Annotated in this window: 11 protein-coding genes; 9 read left to right on the top strand and 2 right to left on the bottom strand. The window is 52.5% G+C overall.

Annotation, left to right across the window (positions count from 1 at the left end; genetic code table 11):
• Positions 1-1,445 (top strand): FAD-dependent oxidoreductase (locus HMPREF0860_RS12200; RefSeq protein WP_021495829.1); only part of this gene is annotated, 1,445 nt, incomplete at its 5' end.
• 110 nt (positions 1,446-1,555) lie between these two features.
• Here the strand turns inward: HMPREF0860_RS12200 and HMPREF0860_RS13660 are convergent.
• Positions 1,556-2,803 (bottom strand): Crp/Fnr family transcriptional regulator, encoded by a 1,248-nt coding sequence (locus HMPREF0860_RS13660; protein ID WP_021330579.1) that lies wholly within the window; start codon positions 2,801-2,803, stop codon positions 1,556-1,558.
• A gap of 65 nt (positions 2,804-2,868) precedes the next feature.
• Here HMPREF0860_RS13660 and HMPREF0860_RS12190 point away from each other — a divergent pair, with 65 nt between their 5' ends.
• The 4 genes from HMPREF0860_RS12190 (at position 2,869) to HMPREF0860_RS12175 (ending at position 8,223) form a co-directional block, all read left to right on the top strand.
• Positions 2,869-3,714, top strand: coding sequence for a PHP domain-containing protein (locus tag HMPREF0860_RS12190; protein WP_038081214.1), 846 nt, complete (start codon positions 2,869-2,871; stop codon positions 3,712-3,714).
• 118 nt (positions 3,715-3,832) lie between these two features.
• Positions 3,833-4,924 carry a chorismate synthase gene (aroC, locus tag HMPREF0860_RS12185; RefSeq protein WP_021330568.1) on the top strand — a complete coding sequence of 364 codons (1,092 nt, stop codon included), beginning with the start codon at positions 3,833-3,835 and terminating at the stop codon, positions 4,922-4,924.
• A 16-nt stretch (positions 4,925-4,940) separates the two neighbouring features.
• Positions 4,941-6,458 carry a D-alanyl-D-alanine carboxypeptidase family protein gene (locus tag HMPREF0860_RS12180; RefSeq protein WP_021330573.1) on the top strand — a complete coding sequence of 506 codons (1,518 nt, stop codon included), beginning with the start codon at positions 4,941-4,943 and terminating at the stop codon, positions 6,456-6,458.
• Positions 6,459-6,723: 265 nt separating this feature from the next.
• The gene (locus tag HMPREF0860_RS12175) at positions 6,724-8,223 is read left to right on the top strand and encodes a glycine hydroxymethyltransferase (protein ID WP_021495827.1); all 1,500 of its coding nucleotides are present in this window, start codon (positions 6,724-6,726) and stop codon (positions 8,221-8,223) included.
• Positions 8,224-8,346: 123 nt separating this feature from the next.
• Here the strand turns inward: HMPREF0860_RS12175 and HMPREF0860_RS13440 are convergent, their stop codons facing one another.
• Positions 8,347-8,832 carry a flavodoxin family protein gene (locus HMPREF0860_RS13440; RefSeq protein ID WP_156002099.1) on the bottom strand — a complete coding sequence of 162 codons (486 nt, stop codon included), beginning with the start codon at positions 8,830-8,832 and terminating at the stop codon, positions 8,347-8,349.
• Between the two features lie 167 nt (positions 8,833-8,999).
• On the opposite strand from HMPREF0860_RS13440, the gene HMPREF0860_RS12165 reads away from it, so the two are divergent.
• Genes HMPREF0860_RS12165 through HMPREF0860_RS12150 form a run of 4 tightly spaced genes read left to right on the top strand, consistent with a single transcriptional unit; the run spans position 9,000 to position 13,503 of the window.
• Entirely contained in the window at positions 9,000-11,324 is a 2,325-nt protein-coding gene (locus tag HMPREF0860_RS12165) for an ATP-binding cassette domain-containing protein (RefSeq protein WP_162147024.1), read from the top strand.
• Complete coding sequence (locus HMPREF0860_RS12160; RefSeq protein WP_021330566.1) at positions 11,321-11,881, top strand: NUDIX hydrolase; 561 nt, start codon at positions 11,321-11,323, stop codon at positions 11,879-11,881. The genes HMPREF0860_RS12165 and HMPREF0860_RS12160 overlap by 4 nt, the downstream gene beginning before the upstream one ends.
• Before the next feature lie 2 nt (positions 11,882-11,883).
• Positions 11,884-12,399, top strand: coding sequence for an RNA-binding protein (locus HMPREF0860_RS12155; RefSeq protein ID WP_038081216.1), 516 nt, complete (start codon positions 11,884-11,886; stop codon positions 12,397-12,399).
• Between the two features lie 51 nt (positions 12,400-12,450).
• Positions 12,451-13,503, top strand: a complete 1,053-nt coding sequence (locus HMPREF0860_RS12150) for a PASTA domain-containing protein (protein ID WP_021330503.1) — start codon at positions 12,451-12,453, stop codon at positions 13,501-13,503.
• Positions 13,504-13,519: the final 16 nt, after the last annotated feature.

Genomic DNA, 13,519 nt, shown 5'->3' with positions numbered 1-13,519 from the left:
TTGTAGAAAAGAACGGTGAAGTGGGCGGCGACACGCTTGTGTGCGGCGCCAGTTACAACGCACCCGCCGATGCTATGCAGCGTCGAGTCGTTATGTCCGAACCTGTAAAACGCACGATCGAAGCGGCCCTCGCCGAAGCACCGAAAAGCGGCGAGCATGCCGCGCTCCAAGCGCGAGTGCGTTCTCAGTGGAACGCGTATAAGGCGAGCGGCAGAACCGACCTCTTCGATTCGAAAGACTGGTTTGCGTTGCAGACGTGGAACGGCGGCGACAAAGTTGCTGACCTCAATCTTGTCAAAGAACTTGCGGATAATGCCTACGATGGTCTTGTATGGATAAAAGCTTTGGGCATGGGCTTCAACGATGTAATTTTACAAGCTGCAGGCGGACTTTGGCAAAGAACGCACGAGAGTACCATGTTGATGGGCACGGGCTTTATCTCCACTTACGTGCAAAATCTTGCCAAAATGAACAACGTCACCATCATGGTTGAAACGACGGGTAAATCGCTCGTCAAAGACGGCGACAGAGTTACGGGCGTCGTGTGCGCCGACAGAAACGGCAATCAATTTACCCTTTCGGCAAAGGACGGCGTCATCCTCGCGACCGGCGGTTTCGGCGCGAACTCACAAATGGTGCAGCGGTACAACACGACCGGCAAATGGCCCGATCTCTCACAGACAGGGACGACGAATCGTTTTTCGTGCTCACAGGGAGACGGCATCATAATGGCGACAAACGCAGGCGCCGGGCTTCGCGATATGGAGCAGATTCAACTTCTCTTTCTCGGCAACACTAAGGACGGGCAACTTACGAAGTGGCCGCCGCGCGCCGCCCGCGAACTTGACCAGATGATCTTTGTCAACAAAGAAGGCAAGCGTTTTGTGAACGAAGGAGGGAGGCGCGATGAAATCTGTCTTGCGATCCTTGCTCAAACCGATAGAATGTATTACATGCTCGAGTCTGCCGACGGTACCGGATATAAGGATATTCATGACCCGAACTGGAGGAGCGCGGACGGCTTTACTTTTGACTACCTTACCGATAACGGCTATATGATTTGGGACGATACGCTTGCAGGCCTCGCGGGAAAGCTCGGTATGGATGCAGCAACGCTTCAGGCAACGGTTGACACGTTCAACGCGGACGTGGTGACAGGCGTGGACAAAGAGTTTGGCAGAACGATCTACTCGGTGCAGTTCACAAAGGGGCCTTGGGTCGCAACTCCGAGACAAGCCTGCATCCACCACACGATGGGCGGCGTTACGATCGACACGAACTGCCGCGTCATCGGTACGAACGGAAAAGCAATCCCCGGTTTGTATGCAGCAGGAGAAGTCGTAGGCGGTATCCACGGCGGCAACAGAGTCGGCGGTAACGCGATCACGGAAGTCGTTGTGTTCGGTAAACTCGCAGGCGATACGGTTGTCGCGGACGCGCGGTAACGAACATAAAAAAGCTTGCGGTAAGTAAGATCAGGATCCGTAAATAAAAAGGGTTGTCCTTTGTGAAGTTTTTTACAACTTCCGGGACAGCCCTTTTTTCAATTTATTAATTATTTTTGTTCCGAAAGGCCGCTTCGCGTATCGACGATGCGCTTCATGTCGGCAATATTGTCTACGATGATGTAGTTATCATACACTTCGATTTTCCGCTTTTCGACGAATTTATTAATTTCATCGCGCGTAGCTTCCGGTGTCAATCCCGCCCAGTGCGCCACGTCGCCCGCCGATACGTTGAACTTTCGCTGCCGGTCGTTCGTATTTGCGGAAGGATTCATTTCGTCGAACATGAGAAATACGTCTGCGATGCGTGCCTGCACGTCTTTGATCGCAAGCGTGCGCAGGCGGCGACGTTGGTCGTAGATGCGCTTGCAGAAAAGCTTCAAGAGGATAATCGCGATTTGGGGATTGCCCATGATGAGCAGTTCGAAATTCTCTTTATTAAATTCGAGGCATTCGACGTTGCCGATTGCGACGCAGGTTGCCGAGCGCGGAGAATTATCGAGGATGGCCATCTCGCCGAAAAATTCTCCCGGTTTCATGATGTCGAGATTTTTTTTCGCGCCGTTTACGCATTTGACGAGCTGCACGCGTCCGGACTGAATGAGATAAAAACTGTTGCCCGGTTCGAACTCGCTGATGATGACGTTACCCGGTTTATACTGCTTTGCAAAGCGCTTAAAAGCGGGAAGCGCAAACTGTTTCAGCGCGCCGGAAGCTTCTTCGTCTTCTTCGGATGTATCGGTGCTTTTCGTTTTTTCTTTTATCTTCGTATTGCGCAGTTTTGCATCGGCGTATAATTTTGCGACTTCGTCTTTTTTCGACGTATTCGGATAGAGCGATAAAAATTTGACGCAGATATCGCAGCACGAAAGATACTCTTCGTCGTTGTAAAAACTTTTTGCGACGGCGATCATACCCGTCTGCTGATCTTCGGGAACATTGTTAAGAATCGCTTCTGTTTTTTTATGTATGAGCCGCAGCTGGTTTGAAAAGACGCGGAGCATCTTCATGATGATCTGCTTGTTGCTGCTGAATATCTGTTCGAATTCTTGAATAGTCAGAGCGATCGTAACGCAGTCGGTAAGCGCGGTGGCCGTCTCTTCGCGCGGAAAACGACCGAGTGCGGATTTGACGCCGAAAAACTCGCCGTTTTTTACCTGTTCGGTAACAGGTTGATGAGTTTCCACATCTGTCGTCGTAAGGACGAGAATACCTTTTTGCAGGATAAAAATTCGCTCGTCTTTATCCCCTTCAAAGTAAACGATCGATCCTTTTGTATATTGCATCGCTTTAGGCATACAAGATCCCCTGGTACATTACACTATTATATCATAAATCATCTATTTGTGCTATGCTCTTTACGATGATTGATTTACATATTCATACTAACGCATCCGACGGTCAATACCGCCCTGCCGAGCTTGTCGAAAAGGCTTGTGAAAGCGGTATTTCCGTTCTTGCGATAACGGATCACGATACGATAGCGGGGCTTCCGGAAGCTGTTGCCGCAGCCGAAAAACGGCGGATTATTCTTGTGCAGGGAATCGAGATTTTCGTCGGATGGCCGACCGGCGAATTTCACTTGCTCGGACTCGGTTTTACGCATATTTCCCCGTCATTGTCGGAACTGGTCGCTTTTTTGCAAAAAAAGCGTACCGAACGAAATTTGCGGATAATCGAAGAGATGCGCGAAGCCGATATCGACGCGTCGTACGATGAGCTTTGCGCCCTTTTTCCTGACAGCTCCATTGGCCGGCCGCATTTTGCCGAATACCTCAAGTACAAAAATATCGTAAAGGATAATCGGGAAGCGTTTGAAAAATATCTCGGAAAAGGTAAGCCCTTTTATGCCGAGCGCACGGGCGCGAATCTCGACGAAGCGATACAGGCCATCGTCGATTCGGGAGGAGTGCCGGTCATCGCACACCCGCTGTCGCTTTACGTGTCGTGGGGGCATCTCGATACGATTTTGGAAGACATTCACTCGCGCGGCGTCGAAGGGCTTGAAGCTTATCATCCTGGGGCGAGCGGTCACGACTGCAAACGTCTCGAAGCGCTTGCACGTGAGCACGGCATATTCGTCACGGCAGGAAGCGATTTTCACGGCGAAAAAATCCGCGCCGATCGAAAACTCGGCCACACCGCCGACGGCAAAAAGATAGACGATCGATTTTATTACGAAGAGCTGCTCCCGTATTTGAAAAAGTAACGACGTTTTTAAACGGTTTTCGGAAGCGGAAATCGAAAAACCGGTCTAAAATCGAAAATCGGCACATACAAATCAGAAACATGTTCCCCGCCTTCCGCTTTTATGCTATACTCGAATTATGGCAGGCAATACATTCGGGACAATCTTCCGCGTTACGACATTCGGCGAAAGCCACGGAAGCGCCGTCGGTGCGGTCATAGACGGCTGTCCCGCAGGCATACATATCGATACGGACGACATACAGCGTGCGCTCGACAGGCGAAAGCCGGGGGCGGTCGACGGAAAACAAAATCCCGCCGTCACATCGAGAAATGAAAGCGATAAAGCGGAAATCCTTTCGGGCGTCTTCGAAGGCGTATCGGAGGGAACGCCGATCGCGATCGAAATACGAAACCGCACTCAAAAGTCGGAAGACTATGCGAACATTGCGCATACGTTCCGTCCGGGGCACGCCGACTGGACGTATTTTAAAAAATACGGCGTGCGCGACTGGCGGGGCGGCGGGCGCTCGTCCGGACGCGAAACGGCTTCGCGCGTCGCCGCGGGTGCCGTCGCGAGCGCTGTTCTGAAAACGGCGGGCATACGTGTCAAAGCGTACACGATTTCGGCAGCAGGAATTTCGTGCAAAGCGCGCGACATGGATGCGGTCGAACGCACATCCTTTCGCGCATGCGATGAAGAGGCTGCAAACCTCATGGCTTCGCGTGTCGCAGAACTCCGCGCAAAAGGCGAAAGCGCGGGCGGCATCGTCGAATGTACGGCGAGCGGCGTTCCTGCGGGATTCGGCGAAACGGTTTTCGATAAGCTCGACGCCGAACTTGCCAAAGCGGTTTTGTCGATCGGAAGCGTAAAGGGTATCGAATTCGGCGCAGGATTCGGTGCGGCGCTCCTTACGGGAAGCGAAAACAACGACGCGATGAAAAGCAAAGACGGCAAAATCGAATTTCTTTCGAATAACGCGGGCGGCATACTCGGGGGCATGTCGAACGGAAACGATATCGTCTTCCGCGCAGCGATAAAGCCCGTGCCGAGCATTTTCCGCACACAGGAAACGGTACGCGAAGACGGCGGCGCTTATTTCGACAGCGACATATCGATCGAAGGGCGGCACGACGCGTGCCTGTGTCCGAGGATTGTCCCCGTCATTGAAGCGATGACAGCCATCGTCCTCGCCGATATGCTCCTTCGAAACCGGAGCGCACGGATTTGAATACCGAAGTTAAAAGATGAGCGAACGAAAAGGCGATAAGGCAAAAGGCGAACGCCAAAAAGACAGCGGACGGAATGCGGCACGGCGGGAATCCCCCGCGCAGAGCGGAGGCATCATCCGGCGCATACGATTAATAATCATTATTTTCGCTGCGGTGTTCGCTTTTTCGTTTGTCGGAACGGCGGGAATCCGCCTCTATCGATTCAAACAGGCGGCTCCTCCGAGAGAGCTCACCGAAGATGAGCGAAAACTGCTCGACGACGCGCTCGACAAAGCGTATCCCGCTCGAAACGATATTTTAAAACCGCTTCCTTATCCCGTCGTTCCGGCAAAACTTTCCGTCGAAGCGGGATCGGCCATCCTCATCGACGTCGTAAGCGGCAGCGTCCTCTACGAAAAAAAAGCGGACAGAATAATCCCGCCGGCATCGATGACGAAAATCGCGGTCATGTACGTCGTCATGCAGGAAATCGAGTGCGGGCATATTTCCTACGGCGATATCGTGCCGTTGCCGCCGGAAACGTGGGCGTGCAATATGATGCCGCATTCGTCGCTCATGTTTTTAGGCAAGGGGCAAATCGTCACCGTCGAAGAATTATTAACCGGACTCGACGTGTGTTCGGGAAACGACGCGGCATACGCGCTTGCCTATTATATCGCGGGGAACATGGAAGCTTTTGTCGAACGCATGAACCGCGAAATGAGGCTTTTGGGATTGACGAAAACGCATTTTGCCGAAGCGTCCGGTTACAGCGCCGACAACGAAACGACGGCTCGGGAAATGGCGATGCTCGCGCGCATGTATATTACGCGTTTTCCGGATACGCTCGTCAAATTCCACTCGCGCCTTTCGTTTACCTATCCCCAAATTCACAATCTCCCGATCGAAGACCGAAGCAAACCGACCGCGCAGGATTTTTCAAAGGGCTTGCCCGAAAAGATTACGATGGGTATTACCCAGCAAAATACGAACGCCCTCCTCGGAAAGCTCGCCGGATGCGACGGCTTAAAGACGGGCTACATCGACGAAAGCGGTTACAACCTCGCGCTCACTGCGCACCGAGGCGAGACGCGCTTTTTATCGGTAACGATGAACGGACCGGGACGAAACAGAAGAGAGGGAGATGCGTACCGCGTGCAGGACGGAACGACGCTTATGGAATGGGCGTTTGCGCGCTTTGCCGACTGCAAAAAAACCGACGCCGTGCACCGCTATTTTATCCCCGTCACCGGCGCAAAAGCGCAGTGGACATACCTCACGCCCGCCTACGATTTTACCGCGCTCACCGTTCCGTTTATACTGGGCACCTCACCCGAAGACGCCGCCCGATCCGTGCGCGTCCTCGTAAACCTGCCGCGTTCGATAGAAGGCGGCGTCCGCGCCGGAAGCGAATACGGCAGTATCGAATACGTGCTCGACGGCAAAACGCTCGAAGCGATCCCCCTCGTCGCAGACCGCTCGATCGGAAAAGCCAATCCCTTCGTTTCGGCAAGCGACTTTATCGCGCGGGCGATACTTTCGAAAAGGCGATAGTCTGCAAGGGGTCGTGTACCTGTGCACTATGAGAGCTTCGTACCGGAAGATACAATAGCCGCAGTGCAACGGATACGGCATTCCATGCGATAGAGCGATAGTCCATTGCATTTTTTCTCCGATTCGATTATGATTCGCGTATCCGGCGCCGATTCTGCGGACGGACGCGTTTTAATTATTTTTAATCAACAATCCCGACACGGAGCGTCGGGGTATTAAACTCTCCGCACGAACAAATTACCTTAAGGGAGATATGGGAGAATTTATGGCAAGTCCTTTGGAAAATTATCTTGCATCGTGCAGCGGAAAACCGAACGCCGCGATGACCTCTTACGTTGCAAACCTGCAGCAAACGGCGGCCTTCGCGCCCGAAATAGCCGCGAGTATCGTAAACGAACTTGAAACGCAGCGCGCGCACTTAAAACTCGTCGCAAGCGAAAATTACTGTTCGCTTGCCGTGCAGGCCGCGATGGGAAATCTCCTTACCGATAAATACGCCGAAGGCTATCCCGAACACCGCTATTACGGCGGCTGCGAAAATATAGACACGGTCGAATCCTGCGCGGCGAGGGAAGCCGAAAAACTTTTCGGCGCGGATTACGCGTACGTGCAGCCGCATTCGGGCTGCGATGCGAACCTCGTCGCCTATTGGGCGATTCTCAATCACAAAATTGAAATGCCGACGCTTGAATCCCTCGACGTAAAAAGCGTGTCCGATTTGACCGAAGCGCAGTGGGAAGGTCTTCGCAAACGATTCGGGCGGCAGCGTCTCATGGGACTCGATTATTATTCGGGCGGACACCTCACGCACGGTTACCGCATGAACGTTTCGGCAAAGATGTTCGAAAGCATTCCGTACACGGTCGATAAAGAAAGCGGATTGCTCGACTACGACGCGATTGAAAAACAGGCGATGGAAGTAAAGCCGCTCATTTTGCTTGCAGGCTTTTCCGCTTATCCTCGCAAAATCGATTTCAAACGGTTCCGCCAAATCGCGGACAAGTGCGGCGCCGTACTCATGGTCGATATGGCGCACTTCGCAGGTCTCGTTGCAGGCAAAGTGTTTACCGGAGATTACGATCCGGTAGCCTTTGCGGATATCGTTACGTCGACGACGCACAAAACGTTGCGCGGCCCGCGGGGAGCGCTCGTACTGTGCAAAAAAGAATTCATCGACGACGTGAATAAAGGCTGCCCGATGGTTTTAGGCGGCCCGCTCGGGAACATCATCGCGGCAAAAGCGGTCGCGTTCAAAGAAGCGCTTACGAGCGAATACCGCGAATACGCTCAAAACGTTGTTAAAAATGCCGCTGCCCTTGCACAAGCATGCGCTTCACTCGGCATGAAGCTGCAGACGGGAGGCACGGACAATCACCTCATACTCATAGACGTGACGACCTACGGACTGACCGGACGGCAGGCGGAAGCGGCGATGTTTCAATGCGGCGTTACGCTCAATGCCAATTCGCTCCCCTTCGACAAAAACGGCCCGTGGTGGACGAGCGGCATACGCGTGGGCACTCCGGGCATTACGACGCTCGGTATGACGGAAGCTGACATGAAAGAAGTCGCTTCGATCATCGATTCTGTGTTGAAAGGCACGAAGCCCGGCACGACAAAAGACGGGAAACCGGCAAAAGGTAAAATCGTTCTCGATCCCGCCGTGCAGGAAAAAGCGAAACAGCGCGTACGGTCGCTTCTCGCAAAGCATGTGCTCTATCCCGAACTCGACCTCGCGTTTTTAAAAAAGAAATTCGTCGGATAATACGAAAAAAGTATGCATGTTTTGCGTTGATTTTTTTTTTAGAACGGCTTCGAAAATCGTGACATTCCCTTGCTTTTATACATGAGGTTTCCATCATATTGTTTTGACATACGGTACACGCTTTCACTCTGACAGAGCGGAGAGGATTCCGTCGATCGCGTCGTCGACCGCTTTTCCGCTTTTGAACGCGGGACTTATAAAGGATGCCCGGCAGAGAATTTCATTGCCGGCGAGGAGTGACTCCATTTTGTTAAGACAGGTTTCCGCTTGTCCTCCGCCCGAACATGCAAAGAGCGCGATGCGTTTTCCGTCAAGCTTTGCGCGCCGCAAAAAGGTATTGATTGCCGGAGCGGGACGGCTTGCCCAAACGGGAGTGCCGATGACGATGTTACGGAAAGGCGAAAGATCGGGAAAAGAAGCTTTCAATTCGGGCTGTGCGCCGAAGAGAGCATCGCGTCCTCCGATAAAAAATTTTTTGAACCCTTTACGCGGGTACGTCCTTTTCGTTTCAAGCCGTACGAGCTTTGCGCCCGTTTTTTCCGCAATGCACCGGGCGACATGGTCGGTATTTCCGTCGAGCGAATAATATATGATTACCGTATCTTCCATACCGATAACAATACCGCGAATTCGCTTGCCGGTCAAATGCCGCGCCGAATGTGTGTTCGGCAAAATACGAACCGCCGTATGCGCAAATCGGTAAACGTACGAAAAAATGCCGCGCACTCTGAACACGCGAATTGGCTTTTTCCGCCGTTTCGGATATGATGAGTGCGATGCGCGTTCTTTCCGTCGATCACGTAAGCTACACTTATCCGCAGCAAAATATACCGGCCGTCAACGACGTCGATTTTTCGCTCGAACGCGGTTCGTACACGGCTGTCGTCGGATTGAACGGAAGCGGAAAGAGTACGCTCGCGCGGATTTTGTGCGGGCTTCTCGATGCCGAGTGCGGCGAAGTTTCGTATGCGAGCGGCGTCCGTTCGGCTCTCGTATTTCAATCGCCGAAAGATCAAATTATCTGCAGCGTCGTTTTCCGCGATACGGCTTTCGGCCCGCAAAATCTCGCCCTTCCGCCCGATGAAGTCGAACTCCGCACGATCGAATCGCTTACCGTCGTCGGTCTGCTGCATAAAGCCTCTTCGCCGTCCGTAACGCTGTCTCTCGGGCAAACGCAAAAAGAAGCGCTTGCCGGCATCATCGCGATCGATCCCGATGTGATCATACTGGACGAAGCGCTTTCCATGCTTGACCCCGATTCGAAAAACGATATATTTGCGTTTCTTTCGTATTGGGTTCGAAGGGGGCGTACGGTCGTCCACATCACGCATGATATAGATGCGATCCGAAAAGCGAAGGATGTCATCGCGATGGAAAAGGGGAAGGTCGTATATTCGGGAACGACGGATGATTTTTTTACCGATACCGAATTGTGCGAACGTATTACGGGAAAAAAAATCGTAGACTCCGTTTTTAAAAAAAATAATAAAAAAGCGATAAACTTGTCCGCCGTGTCGAATATGCCCGATACCGAAGCGATAAATACATCAGCGCTAAAAGAAGTCGCTCGTCGGACGATTGTGTGCGATGATGCAGCGGAAGCGTATGCGGCACATGCCGTAAAAAAATCCGAAGCCTCTCTCGCCTTTTGCAATGTCGGATTTTCCTACGGTGAAAACGTCATCTTTAACAATATTAATTTTTCGCTTGCAAAAGGGACACTCACCTCCCTCACCGGCGTTTCGGGCAGCGGCAAATCGACGCTGCTGGAAATGGCGGCGGGTTTGCTCGCTCCGTCTTACGGTGAAATCCGCTGCGATTCGCGTCCCGCTTTGTGCAGGCAAAACAGCGACGCCGCCCTTTTCGAACGTTTTGCCGCAGACGACGTCGCTTTCGGGCCTAGAAACCGCGGTGTTCGGGGAAAAGCGCTCGTTTCGCTCGTAAAGCGCTCGATGGATGAAGCGGGCATCCCGTACGCCGAATACGCCGAGCGCCAGACAGCCGAACTTTCGGGCGGCGAAAAACGGCGGCTTGCCGTTGCCGGTATCATCGCGCTCGACGCTCCGGTGCTGCTCTTCGACGAACCGACTGCGGGGCTCGACGGCCCTTCCCGCGCAAAGACGATGGCGCTCCTCCGTTCGCTCGCCGCTTCGGGACATACGGTGCTGTTCAGCACGCACCGCCCGGACGAAGCGGATTTTGCCGACGAAGAGATATCCGTTCGGGACGGCAATCTTTTTCTCGTTCGAAGTAACACGGCTTCATCGAACGGCGGAAAAATTATTAATAAGGGAAAATCCGATGCGGACGGTGCCGCAGGCTTCGACGCGCAGATGAAACGGTATGCGCTTCCCGATACGGTGCAGATGCCGCTTGAAGGCGCGAAATTATTAAATTCGATCCGCGCGGCTTCGGCGAATACGGGGAACGTCAAAAAAAACGGCGGTATCGCAGCGAAACTTCCGCCGGCAGTTAAATTCATCGTTTTTATCGCGCTCTTTGCCGCCTCTCTTGCCGTTCGTCCCCTCTCGCTGTGCGCGTGTATGTTTTTGCTTTCGCTCATCTACGCGTTTTCGGCAAAGTACCCGAAACGGCGCCTTTTTTTATCGCTCGTAAAGACGGTTCCGCTCCTGCTGTTTTTTTGCATCTTTCAGATGATTTTTTATCCGCCGCTTGAAGGCGAACGGATCTTCCTCGCTTATCGATATTTTACCGTTACGCCGTCGAAGCTTTTGCTCTGCCTTACGACGCTCATCCGCACCGAAGGGGCGATCGCCTGTATACTTTCGTTTTCATACACGACGCCGGAATACGATATCGTCGACGGTCTTTCGGTTTTGTTAAAACCGCTTGCCGTATTTCATATTCCCGTGCGATACGTTATCATAATAACGGAAATCGTTTTTCGCTTTATGCCCCTGCTTTTGGATGAAGCGTCGGAAATTATTAAAACGCAGCTCATCCGCGGCGGGCTCAGGGATGCGAAAGGATTTTTCGGTCGCGTGCGCTCGCTCATTCCGCTTTTTGTACCGCTTGTCATGCAGACGATACGGAGGTCGGAAGCGCTTGCGGATGCGCTGACCGAAAGGTGTTTTTCATGAACTGCAATAATAATTTTAATTCGTGCCCCATGTGCGGCGGAAAGAATATCTGCTTTGTCGATAACAAAAAATGGTTTTGCTCCGACTGCGCTTTTACGCTGTATCACAATGTCGCCGCCGCCGTGTGCGTTATCGTCGCCGACAGAGAAGGAAATGTACTGCTTGAAAAAAGGGCAAAAGAGCCGCGCAAGGGATTTTTCGCGCTGCCCGGCGGTTTTATCGATCCGGACGAAAGCGCCGACGAAGCGGCTCTTCGCGAATGCAGGGAAGAAGCCGCTTTGGAAATACGGCGCGTGCAATATCTGTGCTCGTTTCCGAACACGTATGAGTATAAACGCATTTTGTATAAAACCTGCGACGTGTTTTACCGCGCATCTCTTCCGCACGGCATCGAAACGATCGCTGCGTTGATAAAAAATCTTCGTGCGCAAAAGAGCGAAGTCGAAAGCTTTACGGCGGTGCGGATTACGAACGATGCGGAGCTTGCCGCCGTTCCGCTCGCATTTGAAAATTCGCGCCGCGCGCTCGGCGTCTGGCTCAAAAGGAGGCGGCGGTAAAAATGGACACAACGATAACGAAAGCCGTGTACGCCGCGTCGGCGGTTTTGTACGCGCTGCTCGTTTTAACAATTTTTTTGCGGAAAAAATCGATTTTAAAGCGCGCGGGAAAATGCGTGTTTTCGGCGCGTCCGCGTCCGGCAAAATTCTCGGCGGCGATCATCGTGTGCGCTCCCTTTATCATGCTTTTCAGCGCCTTCGTCGATCTGCGCTTTTATTTTAAGTGGATGCTCTGCGCCGTCGCATTGCTCGCAACGGAAATCGCCGTCCGAGAAGCTTCGACGTTGCGTTCGTCGGGCGTGTATGAAAACGGCGTCGTAACGGAAGGAGAAGTGATTTTGTTTAAGGATATATCGCGTGCGGGAAAAACCTCCACGTCGGGAGAAATACGGGGAGAGTGTATCGTAGAATTGGAAGTCAGCGGAAAAGGGACGCGGCGCATAAGCTATGCCGATGAGGACGAACGAGATGCCGTATTGCAGGCGATATTCGGCTTCCGTCCGCAATTGCAACATTGATTATGTACGCGGAAAATGATACGATAAAAAACCGTCGAGGATACGATTGATATGAAGTTCAAAGATATATTATTAAAATTAAAAGAAAAAGCGTTTCAAATCGATTTTCACGCTGCGCTTGAAAAACTCCAATCAAACGGCAAACTGCTTTTATCGACTGTCATCGTCACCTTTGTCGTGATGGCGCTTGCATGCCTCGCCGTCTTTACCGTAAACGTAAAGGGCCCCGAACAAGTGCTCGTTCCCGATGTTACGGGGAAAAAACTGACGACGGCGCTTATCGAAATGCAGGCGAAAAAATTGTACTCTGAAATCCAACTGCGCTATTCGGAAACGCCGGGCGACGAGGGAACGATTCTCGAACAGGATCCGTCGGGAGGAGCGATCAGAAAAGGATTCAGCCACATTTCGCTCGTCGTAAGCCGCGGCGTCGTCATCGACCACGTGGAAAATTATATCGGAGAAAATATCGACTCGGTGCGCATGAAGCTGCAGACGCTTTTTGCGGGATCGGCGCGGCCGCTCATCGTCATCGCCTCTCCGCAGTATAAAGCCGACACCGCCGAAGCGGGCACGATTCTTGAACAGGATCCGCCGGAAGGCACAAGCATAAGCGATCCGGTAACGGTGCATTTTGTCGTAAGCCGCGGGCCGAATTTCGAAAATACGAGAGTTCCCGATTTGATCGGCAATTCCGTGAGCGACGTGCTCCAGCAGATGTCACGTACGCGCCTCGTTTTCGATTTTACGGCGCATACAGCGGAGCCGGGCGAAGCAGCGGGAACGGTCGTGCACGAGCAGACTTTTGCGGAAGAGCTCGTTGCAAATTATACGCACGTCGCGGTCGAATTCGCATTTCCGCGGCAAGCACAAGGCGGCAATGTGTACGGCATATTTGAAGACGTGCTGACGAACTATCCGTATCCCGTACCGATAAAACTCACGGCAGAACCGGAAGAAGGAGACGCCTATACGGTTGTGACGTTTTCCCATCCGGGAGGCGCCGTTACGATTCCGTACGCCGTTCCGAGAGGAACGGAGCTTGTGCTTTCGATCGTGTCATCGGCCGGAGAACGAGAACACAAGCGCATTACCGTCAAATAAATTAATAATTATCGAT

This window comes from Treponema socranskii subsp. socranskii VPI DR56BR1116 = ATCC 35536 (assembly GCF_000468115.1).
GTDB lineage: Bacteria > Spirochaetota > Spirochaetia > Treponematales > Treponemataceae > Treponema_D > Treponema_D socranskii.
Note: the sequence above shows the minus strand (reverse complement) of the source record. Positions and strands in the feature narration are given on the sequence as shown.